Source organism: Nostoc edaphicum CCNP1411 (genome assembly GCF_014023275.1).
GTDB classification, from domain to species: Bacteria; Cyanobacteriota; Cyanobacteriia; order Cyanobacteriales; family Nostocaceae; genus Nostoc; species Nostoc edaphicum_A.
The window spans coordinates 5,990,247-6,012,046 of record NZ_CP054698.1; the positions used below are offsets into that span (position 1 = coordinate 5,990,247).

Sequence of the window (21,800 nt, forward strand, 5' to 3'; positions counted from 1 at the left end):
TTTAGCAAATGTTCAGTAAAAAAATGCTTTGGGGAAGCCTGATAGCTTTAGTGCTACTCACTGGAACATCAGGTGTAACATTAGCAGAAATGCCAGCCCACTCATCAGAGCAAACAAGCCAATTCCAGCGCATCGAGCAACCTTTGGGCTTGAAAGTCGGTGTTGCGATCGCTGGTTTAGCCTTTATCGGACTAGAATTGTGGTGGTTTCTTCTCTATAAAAGTCCTGAGTCCTAAATAAGGAACAAAGAAATTGCTTTATTTTTTAATTTTTAATTCCGTCTTGCGGTACTAGTAGTATCTCAAGTTTCAATTTATGGGTAAACAAGTTTGTAGTAAGGACTTTAGTCCTTGTTTTCTAAGAATTAAAGTCCTTACTAAAAACACTAAAAACTAGTTTGACAAAGTACTAGTTTTTTGAATGATGGGACAGATTGTATTCTCATTTTCCTGATGATCGCTGATATTCTTCCAGCCTGAAAGCAATCCCTTTATTTCAGAGCGTAAAGTTAACAACTGATCAATTTGCTGATCAATCTGCAATACCTTCTCTTCAAGCTTTTCTTTAATTTCACCACAGGGAGTTTGTCCTTGATCATAAACCTGAAGAATATTTCCAATCTCTTCTAGGCTAAGACCAAGATTTTGTGCCCTTTTAATAAATGCTAGACGAGTTAGCACATCCAATGAAAACTGGCGAAAGCCTCCCTCTGTTCGTCTTGATGAATTAATTAAGCCTAAACTCTCGTAATAACGAATTGTTCTGATGGGGATTCCAGTTAAATCTGTTACTTGACCAATTAAAAGCAGTTTTTTATCTTGAGCTAACACGGTAGATTTCCCAACTCTTGTAATTATTATTACATATTTTGGAGACTATTTATAAAGCAAATTTTAAGTAGGGTGTGACATGGCTTTAGCCTACCGCACCGTGTTATGTAGCGGTGCGTTAGTCGATTAAATTATCTTTTTCGTGACCAATTATATCGAAACAAGCGCCTAACACACCCTACATAAATTTTATTTTTAATTTATAAATTACCTCTTGTATTTGAGAGTTTAAAAAAATATTTATATCAGTAGTTAAAATTTTTATCTGACTAGAGATTTTACTAAGTTTTAATTTTTCAAATATCCATCATTGATGGATATTTTTTGATCTAAGCTGATATTTACCTAGTATAAATTTGATGTTTTTGATAATAAATACTCAAAATAATACCTTATTGATTTTATCTATTGATTAGGTAACTGTTTGTCATGGTACTGAAAGTAACTGTTTTTTTTTAGTTCGCATGTTACTTCTAGATCAACTGCTTCACTTCAAGTGAAACCATAAAATGAATCTCAACTCGCAGACTTCTAGCTCAATCCGTAAACCTAAAATTTTCAATAATCCAGAGCGTTTTATTGAGGGATGGTATTGGGTAATACCCTCTCAAAATCTGCGGGTGGGTGAAGTAAAACCTATCACGATTTTGGGCAGAGAATTAGTAATTTACCGTGGTAAAGACAAAAGAGTAGTTACCCTTGATGCCTATTGTCCACACATGGGCGCTCACCTTGCTGAAGGCAAAGTTGAGGGTAATGCACTACGTTGTTTTTTCCACCACTGGAAGTTTGATGCTGAAGGGATGTGTATTGATATCCCATGTTTAGATACGCCGCTTTCGCTAAAGTTACAAACTTGGCCCACTGCTGAAAAGTACGGGATGATTTGGGTTTGGACTGGAGAAATACCACAACAACCTCTACCTTTTGTTCCAGAGTTGGAACAAAAAGAGTGTGATGTCGCCATCCATTCTCATTTTGTGATGAATTGTCACCCCAATGTGGTGATGATTAATGCCATCGATGCTCAACACCTCAATACAGTTCACAAACTGCCAATAGAAGTTGTTTTTGAAAGACAGGAACTGAACGAGAATGCTATTATCTTCAGTAATACTACACCCATCAAAGACAATTCCTTTTTCATTAAGCTCATCCGTCTTTTCTACAAAAATGCCATAACTTATAGTATTTGCTATTGGTACGGTAGCATTGGCATTGTGACACTTGGCCCCGATTTCTTCCATGTCCACATGATGGTTGCAGTTCGCCTCTACGAAGGGGGAAAAACTGAAGGTCAAGTTTTGTTGATGACTAAAAAACGTAAAGGAATTTTTGGTTTGTTATGCAATAGAGTTATGCTATGGCTGACTAAGATTGCAGCTAAGTACTTTCTCATGGGTGATATTAAGATTCTCCAAACAATTCAGTTTGATTTGAAAACTCCCATCAAAGCAGATCACTCAATTATGCAGTTTATTAACCATGTTGAAAAACAGCAATCCCTAATGTGGGTAACTTGGAAAGAAGGGCGATCGCGCGATGTGGAGAGCAAGCCCAAGCGTGAAAGATGGCAAGATACAATGAGTAATGACTAAGTAAGTCGGCGCAATTAAAGCTAACTGGTGGGGGCTGTCCTTTGTCATTGGTTATTGATCATTGATAATGGTTTTAAGCCTATTTAAGTTTCGTAACATAATTTGGTTTGTTCCCACCGACTTACTTAACATCATGTCTAGATGACCAGAATTCCATCAGAGTGCTTGGTCAATTAAACAGATACCATATCATACCATTGTCAAAAATCTTTGCAACAAATTAATCGTTTGTAGGGGCGTACAGATATACGTCCCTCCAATGTATGGATAGCAGATATTTTATGAAAGATTATAATTAATAAAGTTTAAAAGTTCAATAAAGTTACTTTTAACTTTTAACTTATTTTTTACTGGGCTACCATATTAATAAAAAGAAGTGGCAAAGCCACTTCCTAATTCCCAGGTAGAACCTAAGTTATGAGTATAACGACTACAAAATTTTGAAATAGTATAAACAAACACCAATTAACTGAATATCTCTATTTTCCTTGTTTTCTGGGTGGGAAATCCTGATTTCTATCCGCCAAATAACTGTATATTTACATAAGTTTCATGATTGCAATGCAGACTCAATTTTATCTAGTTCATCGCTAAGATATGCCAGCTTTGTCTCTTCATCAAGAAGCTGCTGTTCTAATTGAAACTTGACTGCTGTAGCAGCCTCAATAGCTACAGCTTTCTTCATCTGCTCAAACTTCTCGCTGCGGATGTCAAATTCTGCCTGAAGTGCGTCTAGTTTTTGGTGCGATCGCCGTCGTTGTCCAGGAGTTAAGCTAGTAGAAACTGAACTAGTTTCAATAATTCCTGCTTCACCAGATAAAACGTGCAAAGAGGTGCGATGTCTAGACGCGCTGTTTGGTGACATAGCTCACTGATATTGATATGCTAGCTTCAATAATTAGGCGATCGCTTTTCACTGCTCCACAATCTAATGGGGTACAAGAGGGCTATTCGATGAATTCAAACTCGAAGGAATTGGTAATTACCAAACTTGAGCAAGGATTACCCGCTATCACTCCAGCATTTGGTGCAGCATTAGCAGAAGCTTGTGCTGTCTGCTTAACCGACCAAGATTATATTCAGGGTGTAGAACTCAAAGTCAAAGGAGACTTTACGGCTGTTTTTCAACTATATTGGCAAGAAGTCACTGACCAAATGATGCGCTGTTGGAACGACAGTGAATATACTACAGAACAAGCGGCCTATGGAATTGCTTTTTTAGTGATACAAGAACTCACAGACTATACAGTTATTGAACGTTCTCGCAGAGGAACAGGATTTGATTACTGGTTGGGCAAAAAAAGTGAGAATAATGAACTACCATTTCAAAATGCAGTTCGGTTGGAAGTTTCAGGCATACGTAAGGGCGACAACAGCCGCGTCAAAGCTAGAGTTAAACAGAAGCTTGAGCAGGTAAGTCCTACAGATGGTACACTCCCAGCATATATCGTGGTTGTGGAGTTCAGTAACCCTTTAGCATTCATAGTGAAAAAATGAGTCAAATTCAAGAGTTACATCAACAGGCAATGGATTTGGCAGAGATGGCACAGGTTGCTAAACTTAGAGGTGACTTTAATTCAGCTTCGCAATTATCCAGGCAAGCATTTGAAAAAGAACGATTAGCGGCAGAATTAATCGCAGGTAATCTCGAAGCAGAACCAACCCGTTCAGTGTTACATCGTAGTGCGGCAACTCTCGGAGTTGAATGTGGTGAAATTCACACAGCAGAGCGTTTAATTGCGATCGCTTTATCAGGAAATCCGCCGACTGAGATTGCCGAAGAACTCAAAGATTTATTTGTGCAAATAAACATTGATAAATATTTTGCGCGTCGGGGTATTGCATTTGATGAAGCTAAACTTCAAAGCTTCATGGGGTGATTTATATTTGGTAGTTGGTGGGGCAGGGCGATCGCTATCAATGAGTATATCTCGTATAGCCGTTGCATCTTTGACTGTGACTGGTAGATCAGCACCTACGTCAATGAGTAATGCATAACCATTAGTAAAACTTTAGTTTTTCATAAGCCTAACTCACTTTGCGTGGCAATTATTTTGTCTGTAACATAACCCATTTTCCACCTTGGATTTGAACTAAAATTGGCTCTGTTTGTCGTTCTCCTTCAGGACTAAATTGAAGTGGATCTCCATAAGTACTAGTATTATTTACAACAAAACCAGGATTTCTTAACTTATCGATAACTGTTGTGCGATCGGAATTAGGAGACAAAGCTTGAATAAAAGCTTGTGTAGCATCGTAACTGGTTGCTGTTCGCCAACTAACTGCTCCCCCCCATTGTTCGATCGCTTTTTGGCCAAAGATTTTTGCTTGTGGGGCTTCACGAAACCAAGGTATAGCTAAAACCAAACCTTCTAGAGTATTGGCAACCTCTGATTTATAGAGAGTATCGCTTCCTAATACTTTGATCTGTTTGACATTATTGCTTGTTCTGAGATTGTCATTGTAAGTCTTTGCAATCTTCATCGCAACTTCAATATTCTCTGTATCTGGAAACAATGCTATTGCTTCTACTAAGGGATCGTCCATTAACTTTCGTACTTCTTGCTCTACATCTAGATTTGGATCATCTAAGTTAATGCATGAGTAAGGAACTACTCCTTCACGCTGATTTTTGACAAATGTCAGTCTAAATTCTTCTTTGATACTTCTACTATATGATTCATCAGGATTACAGAAAATTACTATTTTTTTAAAGCTATTTTTTAATGCATATTTAGCTAGCTTTTCAGCAGTCGCTTTATCTGAAGGTAAAGCTCTAAAAAATACAGCACTTTCTAACGCTATACTAGTGTTAGTAGGTGATATGATTGCTAATTTAACTCTTGTATATATAGGTAAAGCTGTGTAGGTGACTGCGCTAGAACTATGTCCGATAACTCCTAAGATGGATGTATCTTGTACTAGCTGCTGGGCTATTTGTTTTGCTATATTTCGGTTGTTATCATCGTCAGCAATCACAATCTCTACTAATCGACCTTGTAATCCATTTTGTTGGTTAAACTGATTTTGCGCTTGTGCTACCCCACGTAATATTTCTTGAGCAGAGTTTGTTCCTATTTTTGCTGGTACTATAGGAATCCGCTTTGATTTCTGAACTAATTTGCGTAGACAGGCAATAGGCAATAGACAATAGGCAACAGTCAAGAAGGCTTCTTAGTTGTACTGAGTTTTTTCAGAAATCAAATATGAGTCCTATACAACTGCCAAAGTTAAAGGATTGCCCTTTTGGCGGGTAAGAGCATTATTTTGGTAAATTAGTACTTCAGGGTCATTACGATTATTTTTGACAGCTTCTTCAAAGTGCTTTGCAGCTTCTGTGTAATTCCTCTTTTTAAAGCTGTCAATACCTCGATCGCGATCGCTATTTTTTATGTCTGGAAATAAAGTGCGTTCGCCGCTACTTATTCTTTGATTAATAATGCTTGGATCTAATACACATAAAACTCCTAATACTTTATTTTCATCTGCCAAACATGGGGTTGACCACTTATAAACGCCAAAACCAACACCAACACTAAGTAAGGTAGTAACAATCATTCTTGCCGCAGATGCCACTCTGGCTAAAGGAATTTTTAGGAATAATCTTCTGATGAGCGTCTGCTTTTTTTGATTTGGTTTTATTTGTTCGGGTATAGGCAAACTAACTCCAGCAACCTGGATTACATCTCCTTCTTTACCCACCTTCCTCAGTTCGTCTTTCGCTGCCTCAAAATTACCACGGGCAAATTTTCCCATCACGCCAGCGTAAATCAGTAGTGGCTGGAAATCAGCCAATGGCTCAGTAAATATTTCCGTCAATGATGCTATTCGCACCAGTCCTGCTGTGTCCTTGTGATTCAAATTCTCGAATTCCAATGCCAATTCATGAGCTACCTTATTAGGCTGCGTGTATGCTAAAGCTGTCCACTGCTGGGTTAGAGCAAAATCTTTAATATCTGGATCTTTACTTTCAAGTTTTGGCCTTACATAGTCGAGTAAAAAGTTTGATAGTTCATTAATCCGCTGTTGACCAAATTTTTTATCTTCCTGCAAACGACTCAACAACAGATTTCGTACTGTTAGATCCATCTCGTATAGTTCATATCCGACTTCATTACATAAGCTTGAAACCAGCAAATCTGCTACTGCTACCCAAGGGATACCTAACACTTGGTCATCAATATCCCGTTGGAACTGAACCCATAGACGATACAACAAATCTGGTGTGAGTGCTAAGGGAAAAGCAGCATGATATGCTAAATACAGATGAGGTTTGCCGAGTTTTGCAAAAGACTCAATGCGTTGCTTCGCAATTTCTTCAAGTCTGATCTTGCTCATATTATTTGCCTCTCAAAGTTAGCAAAGCGTCCACGCAGTACAGCAATAGCATCCTGTAAACCTTGGTGGCTAAATTCAAACATGGGGACAAGATGGGCAATTTCTGCGGCTGTTGTACCAAGCCAACGCTTTCTCGGCATAGGATTAAGCCAAGCAACATAACGCACCCGTTGTTTCATTTGGGCAATAAATTGTTGAGTTAATTCGTAGCGTTCATCGCTATATCTGCCACGAACAGCACCAGCATCACTAAAAATCAATACAGCAGTTCTATTTGAGCAAATATGGGTAACAATATTAGTGATTAATTCTGCTTGCTGATGATGAGGGTCGTGGTAAAGATATTCAATAGGGCAATTGTGAAAGTAGTAAATTCCAGATTTGCCTAAACGTCCCCCACGCAAGGCAGTTTCTGCCAACCGCCGTGATAGGGAGTGGAAAGGCACCATTGAACCATCTTGGTCAATTAGTAAGAGTAATTCTGATTTATTCACTCGACGCGGTATGAATACAGGTTCAAGCAATAAACCTTGGCATCCAATCTGGTGAATAGTTGCTGCCATATCTAACTCTATTTTTGGCCCTTCACGTACTGGGTGGCGCAAGTAACGCCAAATTTGTTTCATTTGTCGCTCGGTTACAGGCAAATACTCGCTAGTCAAAATGAGGCGGCTGGAAAGAATTTCTTCATTTCTGCTGGTAGTTTCCAGCACTGCTTTGACTGCTTGTACCTCATCTTCTATCGTCTGGGTCAATTTTGCAGCTAGAGATGAATTAGTTGTAATGGGGGTTACTTGTGGAGAGGTACTTTCAGCAATGCGCTGTTGATTATTTCGCCTAACTAACCACCTAAAAATCATGGCTGTAACTAATAAAAAACTCCAAAAAAGCCAATCTGAATGGTTTGGATTTGGGCTTGGGTTTGAGTTCGGCTTTCGTGTTGTAGTTGGCTGGGCTGTCGGGTTTGTAGTTGGTTTTGTGGTTGGCAATAGTATTGGATCTTGAATTGGTGTTTGAATTGGTATTAGTGTTTGAATTAGTTTTGATGTTTGACTTGGTATTAGTGTTTGAATTAGTTCTGATGTTTGACTTGGTATTAGTTTTTCAATTGGCTTTTGTGAAAAGAATCCAGCACCCAAGCCAATAGTAACTCCTACAATTCCTAAAATCAGGTAGCGGATAATTGGGGAAATTTTATGTTGTTCGGATTGTGTATGCAATATTTCCGCAGTTGGCAATGCAGCGTCATTAGCTATTACCAGTTCAAAATAATCTTCAAATAGCTTCTTTTCTTGTGATGATTTAACCCACAAAGTCTCACACAGACGTTTCAAAGCAGCTTGGTCATTAATTCCAAAGCCGGCTTGCATCGCTTGTAGAACTAACTGATACTCCTCTATGCCAAGTGGTAAGCCAGCATCACAAAGTTTAGTGAACAGTTCCAGCAGAGGCAAATCATTCACATCCACGGCTTTGTCTCAAATAACGTAAATGGTCATCCCACCTTTTCAGCAACACGCCAGCATAAGGTATCTTGCCATCCAGTTTTGCCAGAGCTTCATCTTCAGGATAACGGCGCAGAACGCGAAACCAATCAATTAATTCGCTAGTGCTGACCTTTTTGCCAGCCTCCCCCTTGTCTTCTTGCATTTTCTCCCGCAGACGCCAGAAGCTATCTATGGCTTGCTTCACCAAAGCTTCGGGTGAAGTAGGAAACAGAGCATTAACAATTTCTATTAATCGCTCACGACTTGGAAATTCCACATAGTGAAACAAACATCGACGCAAGAAGGCATCCGGTAAATCCTTCTCATCATTACTGGTGATTAAAACAATTGGTGCTGCTTTGGCCTCAATTTCTTGTCCTGTTTCCTCCACAAAGAATTGTTTTTGGTCTAATTCCAATAGCAAATCATTAGGAAAATCAATATCAGCTTTATCAATTTCATCAATTAACACTACCCTGCGCTGCTGTTGCTGAAATGCTCGTCCTAATGGCCCCCAGCGTACATAGCTAGTCGGGTCATCAATTCGCAGAATTTGTTCTGGTGTTAGGCGATTGGAGGTTGCAAGTTGGGCATCACGCAACCGTCCCACGGCATCGTAAATATACAAACCATCCCGCGCTCGACTGGTGGATTTAACATACCAAGCTTCTAATTTCAAATCTAGCTCGTAGGCAACTGCACTTGCCAGTAAAGTCTTCCCACATCCTGGTTCTCCCTTCAGTAGCAATGGGCGTTCTAAGTAAATCGCCAAGTTCACCGCTTCTACCAGTTCGGGGTTAGGAAAATAGGGATATAAAAGCTGTCCGTTCGCGCCTCTTTCTCCTAACTGGGGCTGAACTTTACCTGTATATTCCAAGAGTTTTCCACCTACGGCTTGAACCATATTTGCTCCCATTCACAATTAGACAAGCGACAAATTTCTTGTAAGGCGGGTTCTGGAATGCCATTCTCACTTTTTTGGAGTATGTCACGTACTGCTTCATCTACCTCTACCTCTGTTGCCAAGTCAATTAACAGTTCCTCGGCTTCATACTTTATCCAAGTAACTAGCTCATTTTCGGAAAATTCGGTAATCATAGGTAGCTTAATAGGGGTATCCGGTTCCCAATCTGGGTTGAGTTGCTCTGCAAAAGAAATATTCCAACTGCCCACACAGCCCTCATTGTCAACCAAAAACATGAATAGCTGGAATTGATTGGTTTGTCTAGTAGTCTCCCTAGCTTTAGTCACCAATGGAAACCAGAACTTAAGGATCATTTCTTGCAAAAAAGCTTCAGACAGGTGATTCACATTGTCAAAAATCAGCAAGATGGTTTGAGTTCGCGACCATTTATACACTCTTTCTATAATTTCTGAGTTTGAGCTTCCCCAACCAAGACCGACCCCATAGCTAAGTTCACGCCATAGTGCAGCAACATCACTTCTACGGGCAATGCGGGTAAGATTAATCACCACTCTCTTAGCGTTAACGTTATTGCTAACATACTTTGACACCAACCGATTCAATAACCAGCCTTGTCCATACCACAGTGAGCCATGAATCAGGAAAGCTGCTACAGAATGAGCTTTAATAAATTGTCGGAATGCTCCCGTCTGCGTTTGATATCCCAATTTCAATAAAGCACGATACACCCTTCCACTAGATAAAGCTTGTTCTAGTGCATCAAGCTGTTGAGTTAGTTCGTTGAGTTGTGTTTCAGTTTGTTCAATTTCCTTTTCGAGTTGGAAGCGAGTGGCAGTGCTTGCCTCGATTGCACAAGCACACCGTAGTTTTTTTTCCTTCTCTATCAGTAAGTTACGCTGCTGTTCTAATGCTTGGCGTCTACGCTCTAAGTACTGTTCATCGGACATTCAATTACTTTTTTAGTGAATAATCTTTACTCAAAAGGAGTAGCCAGAATGTTGATGTAGCAATCTGAGCGATCGCCTTTTGTTTCAATAGCTGAAACATCATTCTGACGATAGATGTAACTTATGTAGTTTCTTATAAAAGTAATTTACCACTTCCAGACCTAGTATAAAAATCTGGTTTAGATAGTCCGCTTTTGCATAAGCCAGCAAATTAGATGTTTAGCAGCCAATCATTGCTCACTAGGATTCAGTACAACGATAATTTCTGCTAGCCTAATTCCCAAAGGTTTCCAGTGGGGATTGCTAGAGGAAAAAGTACTATCCCCTAACACTGATCGGTAGTCATTGGGGAACTTTTCAGAAGCATTGGGAGCAGCATCTACTCGTAAAATGAGTTTGCCTTGATAGCGGGATAATTTGCTACTATCCAGTAAGATAGTACCGCCGTAATCCCACTCCAATCCATAGATTTTAAAGTTACCTAATTTCTTGCGTAACTCACTTAACGGTGTTCCGACTCCAATACCTTCGCGGGTTTTCCAAGCCCAAGCCAGGTTACGCACATCTAGAGGTTTGGTACGAGTATTATCACTCCAAACTACCAAGAGCGATCGCCCCCGATTTAGGTTTAACTGAGTAGCTGCAAAACTACCAATTCCTTCGGGGCCTGAAATGGTTTTATCAACGAGACGAGACGCGCCAAATAGCTTAACTAAATCTTTCTTAGTCGTTGTGCGTGTAATCGGGCCAACTCTTTCCCCAGGAACAATCAGGGTGTCTGTTAATGGTTGCGATTTAGCAACAGTAACTGGATGATTAATTTTCTGCGGTAGTGCAAAGGCTGGATTTGCTGAATAGTTTAGCAGTAAAGCTAAAGTAGCTGTAGCAATACCTTTGATTGATGAATGCATGGGTTCTATTTTGGGTAGTAGCTTATGAGTAATTAGTACTTATAGTTTAACTACTACAATTTCCCAATGACATATTCCCGATTTCCCAAAATTTTATTTCATCGCTCTAGTTGCGTTTAAAATTGCCAGCATTGCTACTCCGACATCAGCAAATACAGCTTCCCACATTGTCGCTATACCTAAAATACCCAATCCAATAAATACAGCTTTAATTGCTAAAGCAAAGCCAATATTTTGCCAAACAATTGTGCGGGTTTTTCTGGCGATTTGTATGGCTTCTGCCACTTTTGAAGGTGCATCTGTCATGATCACAATATCGGCAGTTTCTATCGCTGCATCTGAACCTAACCCGCCCATCGCTATCCCAACATCTGCTCTAGCGATTACTGGTGCATCATTAATACCATCCCCAACAAAGGCAACTTTACCATGCTTGCCGGCGGTGCTGAGTAACTTCTCAATGGCATTAACTTTTTCTTCAGGTAATAACTCTGCTTCGTAGGTATCTATGCCAAGCTGTTGAGCAATTCGGGAAGCGATCGCTTGGTTATCTCCTGTCAACATGACTGTTCTCTCTACACCCATTCGCTTGATTTCTTGAATAGCAAGTCTTGCATCTTCTTTGAGTTCATCAGCAATGACAATATACCCAGCGTAAATATCATCCACTGCTAGATGAATAACTGTTCCCTCTAACTGGCAATTATCGTGAACAATATTCTCTCTGTGGAGTAGGCGATCGCTTCCCGCTATCACTACCCTATTTTCAACCTTAGCTCTAATTCCATAACCTGCTATCTCTTCATAATCTCTCATCTCAAATTCATCAATTTTTCCACCATAAGCCTTGCGGATAGATTGAGCGATGGGATGATTTGAGTGTGATTCTACTTTGGCAGCTAATTGCAGTAATTTTTCGTCATTCCAGCCATTTAATGGTACTATTTTTACTACTTTGAATACCCCTTTAGTTAACGTTCCAGTTTTATCAAAAACAACTGTATTGACTGCATTTAAAGTATCTAAAAAAGTAGAGCCTTTGACTAAAATACCACGTCTAGCTGCACCTCCCACACCTCCAAAGTAACCTAATGGAATACTGATAACAAGTCCACAGGGGCAAGAGATAACTAGTAAGATTAGGGCACGATAAATCCATTCTGAAGAAGTTGCACCAGGAATAAATAAAGGAGGTAATATTGCAACTGCTAAAGATGTAAAAACTACTATTGGTGTATAATACCGGGCGAATTTAGTAATAAACTTTTCTGTTTCTGCTTTTTTACTTTTGGCATTTTGCACCAAGTCTAAAATCTTAGCAATAGAAGATTCATCAAAGAGTTTTGTGACTCTAATGCTGAGAACACCCATTTTATTGATCATCCCAGCTAGAACAGTCTCTCCTAGCCTCACTGTTCGCGGCACAGATTCTCCAGTTAATGCAGACGTATCAACTTGCGAATTACCATCTATAATTTCGCCATCTAAGGGAATCTTTTCTCCGGGTTTTACGACGATAATATCCCCAACATTTACTGTTTCTGGAGATACTTTCTTGAGTTCTCCCTCTATTTGAATATTGGCATAGTCTGGGCGGACTTCTAATAATGCTTTAATAGAATTACGAGAACGACTGACGGCAATATCTTGAAACAATTCCCCAATTTTATAAAATAACATTACCCCGACAGCTTCGGGTAATTTATGAATTGCGATCGCCCCTAATGTAGCCACTGTCATCAAAAATGTTTCATCAAATACTTTACCTCTAAGTATATTGCGCCCAGCAGTTTTTAAAACACTCCATCCACTTAATAAATAGGCAGGTATAAAAAGCAGATATTCACCTATTGAATAGAATGTATTGTGTAATTGATCTTCAAAAATTACACCAGGCACATATAAACTTAGAATCACTATCAAAGGCAATACCTCATTTTTCAGATTGAATTCTCCACCGTGTTCGTGATTGTGGTCATGGTTATGATTCTCATCATGATTGTGATTATGAACATGGTTATGATTCTCGTGATGAGCATGTCCACAGTTGGAACAACCTGAAGATTCTAAATGTATTTTCCGCTTCATTTTTTCTGTTAATGCTAGTAAAGCACTTAAGATATAAGCCTTTTTACAAATGTAATGAAAAAAATAAATTTTTACAAGTTGATAAATTAAGAACGAGAATCTATATCATTTTTATTGCTAAATATTGATACTATCTTTTGGTTTAAATTAAGATTTATAATCTTGTAAATACAGTAATAGCAGTTCTCATACCACTTCTGTTGGAAGATGTGCCTATAGGACTGATGCAAAACTACAGACTGTGATGGCAATTCATGTAGACGCATACTCCTAGGTCGAAGCAAGTTACACAAAGCGTCTCTTAGAGAAGCGGCTACTCTTAGGAGAACGCGCGAATAAAGCGCAGCCTCACATAGAATTGGTATCAATTGTATTGCTGAGTTCTGCTGTAGCAAATAATGTGTGATCAAACTGAGTAGACATGGAACTTTCTTGAGTAAAAGTGTTAAGTCAGCTATGCTCAGGAAAAATTAACTTGAAGTTTAAAAATTAATCGAATACCCTAAGCTAGTAGACAATTTTCTCAAGGAAATCTATGAACAAAAAAATTATCCTGAATTTGCTTTCTAGTTCCTCAATTTTTGTGTCGCTGATGTCTACGCTGGCGGTATTGAATCCTGCCCATGCTAGTGTTACTCAGCGATTAATGCACACACAAGACGGTCGTACCTGTATCACTAACCCACATGGTGGAAAAGATTTTGTGTGCATTCGAGATTCAGAGAGAAAGCAACCGTATACCTCTACACGTTCCTCAACCATTGTCACATCAGTATCAGATGAGAATATTGCTATGTTGAACTTTACTGAGGAGGAAAGTGATGCTGCAATTCAGACATTTGGCTGTGACTGTCCATACTGTCTAAATTCTTTGCGGCAGTTGCGCGGCACTGGAAACTTGGTGTACTAAGCTTGAATAGCGCTGATAGCGACTATAACTTCTGTTAGATACACGTGATTAATTACGTATAGAAGATATACGAAAGCAAAAAAGCATTTTTAACTAATTACCACTACTATTATTTGGTCAAATGTAAATTCATTAGTAGGGGCGATTCATAATTGCCCCTACATCGTCTAGTACTCTGCCAAATTCATTTTGACGGTTAGAGAGACGCGATAAATCGCCGTCTCTACAGGGAATTATCCGTCAATTAGTTCTTGACAGACTACTAGCTTTGCGTCACAGTGTCCTGTTTATTCAACCACCTCATTCACAGGAAATCTATCAATCAACTGCATCGCCCGATAGGCATTTCGTTGGAAAGAGTCTGGCAAATGGGGAACGTGGGGTATCTGCGATAATAAATCCAATGTCCGGCGTAAAATTCTCACCACATCGCCTTCATCTAAGGTGGTGTTCTCGCAGAGTTCTGTCCACTCGATTCCTAGCGCCCATTGTTCCACTATGGCAATTAACTCAAATTCCAACCATATCGGCAGCGCTACGTTATACCGCCGTTGTGCTTGGAACATTTGGCGGCGAATTCCCCGCAATTTTGCCAGGGCTTCTGCGACTTCATTACTCAGATCAAAGTTAACCTTACTATCTGGACGGGGAGTTTCCATCACTAAAGCAGCAGCGGCTGCTGCTAGATGGTGCGGATCTAGATTGTCCAATTCACCACTAGCAAATACTAAACCCAGCCACAATTCATTTTCGCCTCGAATCGCTGCCGCAATTCGCCCTAATACTGTGGGGACTAAGTTATCCAAACCGCCAAAATGTTGCAGAATTGCAATTAAATTTAGAAACTCTTCCCAATGACGTTGTGACTGTTGCTCTATTTGCCCTTGTAACTGTTCGAGTTCGGCTTCTAGTTCGACATAGCGGGCGCGGCGCTTGAAAAGCGTGGCAGCATTGCCTGATTGATGTAGGGGATGAGCTTCTAATTGCTCTTGGACAGCGGTAGTGCGACTGAGTTGTTCTGCTACTTCTGGTGCTAGATGCAAAGATTCTATCGGATTGGGAACACGCACAGCGATCGCAAAGCTTTCTTCGTTACCACGGCGTGACTGTCCTGGCTTCAAAGGCATCTCTGGCGGTGGTAGTATATGAGGCGGCACCTCAATTCGCGGCAGTTCGGCATACAAATCGACTACATCCCCTGTAGTTGCCACATACCAGCGGTTATCGTGCCCCAAGCATACCAAGTAAGGAGCTTGACCAGAACCAGGCGATTTTCCTACTAACACTGCGGTTACTGGTGAAGACACTGTGATATTTTTGCCTTTGAGACTCAACAGAGTTCCTGACACTGCAAAGCCCAGCATCATCACCAATTCTTCTTGGCGATCTTCCTGTGCTTGCTCTTGCAAGGTCTTTAATATCTGGCGTTCTACTTTCAGGCGTTGCCGCAATTTCTCATAAATAGCCAGTTCATTTTCATCAACTGCGGCGATTTGCTCATGCAATTGAGCTAATTGTCTTTCAAGTTCGGCAATTTCGTCATATTCTGGTCTTAAATGCAAGGTCGCCATGTACTGCCCAAAACTGCGTTCTATCAGTTCCCTGGTTTGCTCTAGGGTGTGGGTTTGCAGCAAGTTGAGTACCATGCCATAACTGGGCGTAAACTGGCTTACAAGGGGGTCTGGCTTGGATGTTCCCAAATACGCGGCTTCTTTGGCTCCTTCAAAGGGAGTTTGGACTGTCACCACATGACCTTGTTTATCCATTCCCCGCCGGCCTGCGCGTCCCGCCATTTGCAAGAATTCGGAAGCATTCAACAGGCGGTGTCCAGTGTCGGTACGCTTGGAAAGGGTAGAAATTACCGTTGTCCGGGCGGGCATATTAATTCCCGCTGCTAGTGTTTCGGTGGCGAACACCACTTTAATCAGCCCTTGCTGAAATAGTTCTTCTACCAGTGCTTTCCAAGCAGGCAAAATTCCGGCGTGGTGGGCAGCAATTCCCCGGTACAGGGGTGCAATTTGTCCAGAACGCCCTGCTTCAGGGTTGCGGGCTAAAAAGTCATCAATCTGTTGCCGCAAAATCTGGGACTCTTCATTATTTACCAGCCATAAATCACCCACTTCCGCCACCGCTTTATCACATCCCCGGCGGCTGAAGATGAAGTAAATCGCTGGGAGCATATCCCGTTGCTCCAACTGGCTCAAGGTATAAATGATACCAGGAGCTTCAGGTCTACCACTTCTCCCCCTGTCCCTTTCTCCCCCTCTCCCCTTCTTTTTCTGAAGGCGGGGGTTAATTTTGGTTTTGCTATCATTCAACAGGGGAAATAACCCTTTAGGATTGCAAAAGTGAAATTCTAAGGGAACTGGGCGAAAATCGGAGTAAATCAGGTCTGTTGGGCCGTGAACACGATTTAGCCAGTCGGTGAGTTGATCGCTATTAGCAACCGTTGCTGAGAGGGCTGCTAGTTGCACTTCACGAGGACAATAGATGATTGATTCTTCCCAAACTGTCCCACGTTGGCGATCGTTCATGTAGTGGCACTCATCAAGTATCACCGCTTCAACGTCTACCAATGAGATGCCGACTTGGCCAATGGGTGTGCCATAGAGCATATTTCGGAAAATTTCTGTGGTCATCACTAAAATCGGTGCATCTCTGTGAATGGAAGCATCTCCAGTTAACAGTCCGACTTGATCAAACCCGAATTTTTCTCGAAAGTCACGTAATTTTTGATTCGACAGCGCCTTTAGGGGAGTCGTGTAAAAGACACGTTTTCCTCTCGCCAGGGCGCGATAAATGGCGTATTCCCCGACTAATGTTTTGCCCGAACCGGTGGGGGCACATACGACTACTGAGCGTCCGGCGTTCAGGGACGCGATCGCTTCTTTTTGAAACTGATCCAGTTCAAAGGGAAATATAGACCCTAAGTCAAGTTCTGGAGACGGCGCAGGATAATTCACTCAATCACATTTGCAACCAGATTGTTTACTATATTAACGAGTCTTTTGTCAACTTCGTTAATAGTCATTTGTCATTTGTCCTTTGTCACTTGTTCTTTGCAAATGACCAATGACTAATGACTAATGACTCTTTATTATTTTCCCAGCTCTTGCGATCGCTCTGTGGCAGCTTTGACTGCTTCAATTAAAGCTGAACGAAATCCTGCCTGTTCTAGCTTGGCAATCCCCGCAATGGTTGTACCGCCAGGGCTAGTAACGCGATCTTTGAGTTCTGCTGGGTGCATTTTGGTTTCATGCAACAGTTTCGCTGTTCCCAGTACGGTTTGCAAGGCTAGTTGATTAGCAATTGCTCTAGGTAAACCTGCGGCTACTCCGCCATCAGCAAGTGCTTCTACTAATAGTGCCACGTAAGCCGGGCCGCTACCAGATAATCCTGTGACTGCATCCATCAGCCCTTCTGACACTTCCACCACTTCGCCTACAGCAGAAAAAACTTTCTGTGCTATTTGGTGATGCAAGGCATTGGTATATGCACCTAAACAAATCGCGGTAACTCCTGCTCCCACAGTTGCAGGGGTGTTGGGCATTGCTCTAATGACTGGCAATTGTACAAATGCAGCTTCTAGCTGATTTAAAGGCACACCCGCCAATATGGAAATGATCAGCGGTGATTGTTCTCTATTAAGAATATCAATATCTGCTAATTCTTGAGCGATCGCACTAAACACCTGCGGCTTCACTGCCAAAAAGACAACTTCTTGTGCTTCAGTAAAAACCTGGATATTATCTGTAGTCACAGCAACACCGTATTGCTGTTTTAAAAAATCTAGGCGTGAAGATAGCGGTTCGCTAACTATGACTTCTGATGCTTGATAAATTCCACGCGTGATAAGGCGGGATAAGAGTGCTTCTCCCATTATCCCACCACCAATTAAGCCAAATTTTATAGTCATTGATCATTAGTCATTAGGCATTAATCATCAGTCGTTTGTCATTTGTCACTATGATCAAAACCCAGGACAAATGACAAAGGACAAAGGACTAATAACTAATTTAACTTTATTGTGCCATCCGATTAGTTTCGTTGCCCCAACTTTGATTTGAAGGGCCTGTTGTAGGACGAGAGGGACGTGCTGGTGGTTGTGGTACTTCATGAAGAACGCCACCTTGGGTGCTAACTTGGACACAACTTGGCGTAAACAAAAAGATGCTCTCACCGATGCGCTCTTGATGTCCATCTAGTGCGTAAGTACCACCCGCAACAAAATCTACTGCTCGTTGAGCTTGGTCTGGGTCCATGATTGTCAGATTTAATACCACTGACTTGCGTTCTCGCAGCGCTTGAATTGCCTGGGGCATTTCTTCAAATGTGCGTGGTTCGAGTACTAAAACTTCCGAAATTCCGTTAATTGCTCCTGGCATACCAATCACATTCCCCATTGGCTTTTGACCTGTTGCTATATCATCTCCCATTGTAGGCACTGGTTCCCGCCAACGTCGATTTTGAGCGGCTGGATTCTCTTGTGGTGCTGGTTGGGGATTTTCTTGCTGATACAGATTTTGGTAATTATTATCTGTTTCTGGTTCTTCTTCGTAATACTCGTATTCCACTTGCTCATTTAGACCCACAAAGTCTCTGAGTTTGGAAAAAATGTTGTTCATTGTGTGTGTACTCTCCTGGTGCGAATAGCCTGTATTGACTTGGCTGAGGATTAGTTGAGATAGGAGCGCTCGCTACATCGGTGGATACTTCAGCAAGTGTATTGCTAGTTGTAGCCCATACTACGGGTTTTGGCGATGAACTGACACTTATTGGAAAGGTCTGTGCATCGCCTAAACATAATAATGAGTCAAGATTATATCCTAAGGTTTATCCGAAGGAAACTTCTTTATACCCTATTTTGACTTGGCGATTGCTCTTGTCAATACTATATCCTTTGTTTCCAATTGCACCAGTCTGTTAGAAAATTCTTGTCAACAAATCCTGATCTCTATTAATACCGTCCTCAAAGGCTGATGATTAATCGGCTAAGAGCGATCGCCAAACAATATGGTTCCTAATCGTACCATCGTTGCACCTGCTTGCACTGCCAGTTCGTAGTCGCCTGACATACCCATAGATAGATGCTGCATTTTAATATGCGACCAATTTTGCTCCTGGATTTCTTTTGCTAACTCACGATTGCGATTAAACACATTAAGAATTTCGGAATCATTTAATCCGGAAGGCGGAATTGTCATCAAACCTTGAATTTGTAAATTTTTGTATTGATTGAGTGTGGGTAAATCAGCCAAAAGTTCTGGCACACTCCAACCAGACTTGTTGGGGTCGGGGAGAATTTTCACTTGCAGGCAAACCTGGGGACTCACTCCTAGCTGTTGCGCCAATTGATCTAAGCGCTGTGCTAGCTTCAAATTATCCACGGAGTGAATCCAAGGGAAATGCTCGATGGCTTTTTTGGCTTTATTGCTTTGCAAATGTCCAATAAAGTGCCAGGTAATATCCGGTAAGTCTTGCAACTCGGATTGTTTACTGGCGGCTTCTTGGATACGACTCTCCCCGAAATCACGAATTCCTGCGGTGTATGCAGACCGAATGGCCTGGGCAGAAACTTGTTTGCTAACGGCAATCAATTTGACTGAAGTTGGCAGTGAGGAGCGAATGGAAAGAATACGTTCGGAAATCGAACTGTTCATTGGAAGGTGCGCTGGAAAACACTCTGAAGCTGATCGTACTCCTGAGAATGCCCACTGCGCCGCAGGGTACGTAAGCGATTTTCCAACATCATTCTCGCCTCAGTACGTCCTAGAGACTGGAATTTGACACCTTTAACGTCATTTGCCACCAAAAAAAATAAGCGCTGGGCATAAAGTGTGGTGAACAAATCCTGGTTTTCATCAACCATACAGATTTTGTAGAGTAAACCCCAAGTTGGATGGTTTATGTAAGTTTCTGCGTTTTCTGGATTCATTTAAGAGTCAAGGTGTTGTCAAGGTGGGAGTATATATATCTTTTCGCAGTGAATTCCAAACATTCAGACGATAATACCAACATTCGCCAGAATATTTGCTTAAAATGCGAAACTGCGGTTACGAAGACCTTGATCTAGTTTCTAATGGGCAGATGAAGCTAGTGGTAGTGAAGCGGAATGGTACAACAGAAGCCGCGAAGCGTAGATTCAGAGAGTAGAGGCTGGTTGATAAACATCACCATCTGCTTTGGTGATTTCAATTTACCAATCTGTAGGGACAAGGCACAAAATAGTCCTGATCTTCTGGTTGAAAGTTCGGCTTGGCAAGGAAAAACATCCTTTGAAGTTTCCAAATTTTTCAACTTCTTTCCATACTGCCACAACTGTCGCTGAATGGCACAAAATTGGGATTGGGGATTGGGTACTGGGGATTGGGTACTGGGGACTGGAAAGAAAACTACCATTTATGCAAAAGGTCTATTGATTATCCAGTATTTTCAATGGTGGAATTGGTGTCTGAGCATTGTGCAGAGATTCACAAGGGTACTCGGTCAAAAATCTTAAGATTAGTTTGTAGTGTTCGCGCAACGCTGCTTAATACCTAAAATCTACAGGAAATGCTAGGGGATCAATTTTGTGAGGTTAAGGCAAGAGACGCTATAAATCGCCGTCTCTACAATAATTAGTCTTTGGTAGATACGGCGATTTAATGTTTTACTTCTGATTCCTGTTAGCGGTAGCGGGGCGTTTAGCCCATTCTGACTCCTGAATTCTGAATTCTGTTGTATTACCTCTTACCATTATTCGGGGCAAAATTAGACCTGAGTTCCTATAGTTACCCGTATTCCCCAGAATAAGATTAAAGTTGCGATCGCAAGCCAGTCACGCCCTTTTAATCGTAAGTCGTGCCACTGCACTCGATGCTCATTGGGACTGGTAAAACCCCGTACCATCATGGCATTCGCCATTTGATCGGCTCGTAAGAGCAGATTTTCCAAAAGTCTCTCTGCAACTGTCATCCAAACCTTGAATGCTCCTTTTAATCCCAGCTTTTTCCAATTAATTGCCCTTGTCATCACGGAGCGGAATAAATTTTGCACTTCTTCTAAAACTAGGGGAATAAAGCGCAAGGACAAGGTTAAAGTTAAAGCAATTTCTGTGACGGGCAACTTGAAGCGTCGAAAGGGTTGCATTAGGCTTTCTATGCCAGATGTGATTTCTTCTGGTGCGGTTGTCAACAGATATAGGTTGGTACTATAAATTACGGTAAATATAAGTGTACTCAGGCGTACTGCCAAACTTAAGGAGTAGCGAGTCACTTTGACTGGGCCTTTGTGAAATAGCACGTAGCTGTATTTTTTGTTCTCAACGACTTGCTCTTGAACAAGATTATTCGAGTTTGCTGGCTGGGTTAAGATTTGTTCATTAGCTGGTAAACGTGGCTGATAATCTATACCCATTCCATCAGGACTGATGGCTGCGATCGCTAAGATAAAAAACGATAGCATTAACAGCCAGCCCATTTGCTGCTGCCATACTCGTCGGGGAATTCTGGCAATCAAGGTGGCAATAATTAATACTACCACTAGCAGCACACGCCAAAGGTTGTTGGCCAAAACATAGCTTGTTAAAAAGCTCATCAACCAGGCGAACTTGACTCGCGGATCAATTTTATGCAGCCAAGTTTGGGGTTGTTCTAGATAAAGTCCAAGTGGCAGCGATCGCAATAAATCCATTTTAGAGTTAGGAGTGAAGAATGATGAGTTAGGAGTTTTGACTTTAACTCATAACTCTTGTACAGACGCAATTAATCGCATCTCTCTTGTACAGA

Annotated in this window: 21 protein-coding genes; 5 read left to right on the forward strand and 16 right to left on the reverse strand. The window is 41.2% G+C overall.

Translation table 11 applies throughout. The annotated features are described in order from the left end of the window. Positions 1-8 precede the first annotated feature (8 nt). Positions 9-236: a hypothetical protein gene (locus HUN01_RS27995; RefSeq protein WP_181928897.1), complete on the forward strand. Its 228-nt coding sequence runs from the start codon at positions 9-11 to the stop codon at positions 234-236. 156 nt (positions 237-392) lie between these two features. Here HUN01_RS27995 and HUN01_RS28000 read toward each other — a convergent pair whose 3' ends face one another. After that, the gene (locus HUN01_RS28000) at positions 393-830 is read right to left on the reverse strand and encodes a heavy metal-responsive transcriptional regulator (protein ID WP_181928898.1); all 438 of its coding nucleotides are present in this window, start codon (positions 828-830) and stop codon (positions 393-395) included. 509 nt (positions 831-1,339) lie between these two features. On the opposite strand from HUN01_RS28000, the gene HUN01_RS28005 reads away from it, so the two are divergent. After that, positions 1,340-2,428: an aromatic ring-hydroxylating dioxygenase subunit alpha gene (locus HUN01_RS28005; protein WP_181928899.1), complete on the forward strand. Its 1,089-nt coding sequence runs from the start codon at positions 1,340-1,342 to the stop codon at positions 2,426-2,428. Positions 2,429-2,978: 550 nt separating this feature from the next. Here the strand turns inward: HUN01_RS28005 and HUN01_RS28010 are convergent. Further along, positions 2,979-3,293, reverse strand: coding sequence for a hypothetical protein (locus tag HUN01_RS28010; protein ID WP_181928900.1), 315 nt, complete (start codon positions 3,291-3,293; stop codon positions 2,979-2,981). Between the two features lie 17 nt (positions 3,294-3,310). On the opposite strand from HUN01_RS28010, the gene HUN01_RS28015 reads away from it, so the two are divergent. Continuing rightward, positions 3,311-3,925, forward strand: a complete 615-nt coding sequence (locus HUN01_RS28015) for a hypothetical protein (RefSeq protein WP_238845678.1) — start codon at positions 3,311-3,313, stop codon at positions 3,923-3,925. Continuing rightward, a complete protein-coding gene (locus HUN01_RS28020) occupies positions 3,922-4,308 on the forward strand; it encodes a hypothetical protein (RefSeq protein WP_181928901.1) in 387 nt (128 codons plus the stop codon). The genes HUN01_RS28015 and HUN01_RS28020 overlap by 4 nt, the downstream gene beginning before the upstream one ends. Positions 4,309-4,477: 169 nt before the next feature. On the opposite strand, the gene HUN01_RS28025 is transcribed toward HUN01_RS28020, so the two are convergent. The 7 genes from HUN01_RS28025 to HUN01_RS28055 form a co-directional block, all read right to left on the reverse strand. Then, entirely contained in the window at positions 4,478-5,593 is a 1,116-nt protein-coding gene (locus HUN01_RS28025) for an ABC transporter substrate-binding protein (RefSeq protein WP_181928902.1), read from the reverse strand. A gap of 48 nt (positions 5,594-5,641) precedes the next feature. After that, positions 5,642-6,766, reverse strand: a complete 1,125-nt coding sequence (locus HUN01_RS28030; RefSeq protein ID WP_181928903.1) for an Interleukin family protein — start codon at positions 6,764-6,766, stop codon at positions 5,642-5,644. Beyond that, positions 6,763-8,235: a hypothetical protein gene (locus HUN01_RS28035; RefSeq protein ID WP_238845680.1), complete on the reverse strand. Its 1,473-nt coding sequence runs from the start codon at positions 8,233-8,235 to the stop codon at positions 6,763-6,765. The genes HUN01_RS28030 and HUN01_RS28035 overlap by 4 nt, the downstream gene beginning before the upstream one ends. Further along, positions 8,222-9,157 carry an AAA family ATPase gene (locus HUN01_RS28040; protein ID WP_181928904.1) on the reverse strand — a complete coding sequence of 312 codons (936 nt, stop codon included), beginning with the start codon at positions 9,155-9,157 and terminating at the stop codon, positions 8,222-8,224. The genes HUN01_RS28035 and HUN01_RS28040 overlap by 14 nt, the downstream gene beginning before the upstream one ends. Beyond that, a complete protein-coding gene (locus tag HUN01_RS28045) occupies positions 9,142-10,125 on the reverse strand; it encodes a hypothetical protein (protein ID WP_181928905.1) in 984 nt (327 codons plus the stop codon). Before HUN01_RS28045 ends, HUN01_RS28040 begins: the two co-directional genes overlap by 16 nt. Positions 10,126-10,355: 230 nt before the next feature. Then, entirely contained in the window at positions 10,356-11,036 is a 681-nt protein-coding gene (locus HUN01_RS28050) for a hypothetical protein (RefSeq protein WP_181928906.1), read from the reverse strand. Positions 11,037-11,129: 93 nt separating this feature from the next. Then, positions 11,130-13,124 carry a heavy metal translocating P-type ATPase gene (locus HUN01_RS28055; protein WP_181928907.1) on the reverse strand — a complete coding sequence of 665 codons (1,995 nt, stop codon included), beginning with the start codon at positions 13,122-13,124 and terminating at the stop codon, positions 11,130-11,132. 535 nt (positions 13,125-13,659) lie between these two features. Between HUN01_RS28055 and HUN01_RS28060 the strand changes: the two genes are divergently transcribed. Beyond that, a complete protein-coding gene (locus tag HUN01_RS28060) occupies positions 13,660-14,034 on the forward strand; it encodes a hypothetical protein (RefSeq protein WP_181928908.1) in 375 nt (124 codons plus the stop codon). A 287-nt stretch (positions 14,035-14,321) separates the two neighbouring features. Here the strand turns inward: HUN01_RS28060 and HUN01_RS28065 are convergent, their stop codons facing one another. From HUN01_RS28065 to HUN01_RS28095, 7 genes are all read right to left on the reverse strand, one after another. Beyond that, positions 14,322-16,997, reverse strand: coding sequence for a DEAD/DEAH box helicase (locus tag HUN01_RS28065; protein ID WP_181928909.1), 2,676 nt, complete (start codon positions 16,995-16,997; stop codon positions 14,322-14,324). Positions 16,998-17,131: 134 nt separating this feature from the next. Next, a complete protein-coding gene (proC, locus tag HUN01_RS28070; RefSeq protein ID WP_181928910.1) occupies positions 17,132-17,950 on the reverse strand; it encodes a pyrroline-5-carboxylate reductase in 819 nt (272 codons plus the stop codon). A 106-nt stretch (positions 17,951-18,056) separates the two neighbouring features. Beyond that, on the reverse strand, positions 18,057-18,659 hold the full coding sequence (locus HUN01_RS28075; protein ID WP_069068708.1) for a cell division protein SepF: 603 nt from the start codon (positions 18,657-18,659) through the stop codon (positions 18,057-18,059). Between the two features lie 366 nt (positions 18,660-19,025). Next, positions 19,026-19,694 carry a YggS family pyridoxal phosphate-dependent enzyme gene (locus HUN01_RS28080; protein WP_181928911.1) on the reverse strand — a complete coding sequence of 223 codons (669 nt, stop codon included), beginning with the start codon at positions 19,692-19,694 and terminating at the stop codon, positions 19,026-19,028. Further along, complete coding sequence (gene pipX / locus HUN01_RS28085) at positions 19,691-19,969, reverse strand: transcriptional coactivator PipX (protein WP_069068710.1); 279 nt, start codon at positions 19,967-19,969, stop codon at positions 19,691-19,693. Before pipX ends, HUN01_RS28080 begins: the two co-directional genes overlap by 4 nt. 158 nt (positions 19,970-20,127) lie before the next feature. Next, positions 20,128-20,433 carry a hypothetical protein gene (locus HUN01_RS28090; RefSeq protein WP_181928912.1) on the reverse strand — a complete coding sequence of 102 codons (306 nt, stop codon included), beginning with the start codon at positions 20,431-20,433 and terminating at the stop codon, positions 20,128-20,130. 351 nt (positions 20,434-20,784) lie between these two features. Continuing rightward, positions 20,785-21,705 (reverse strand): energy-coupling factor transporter transmembrane component T family protein, encoded by a 921-nt coding sequence (locus HUN01_RS28095; protein WP_181928913.1) that lies wholly within the window; start codon positions 21,703-21,705, stop codon positions 20,785-20,787. Positions 21,706-21,800: the final 95 nt, after the last annotated feature.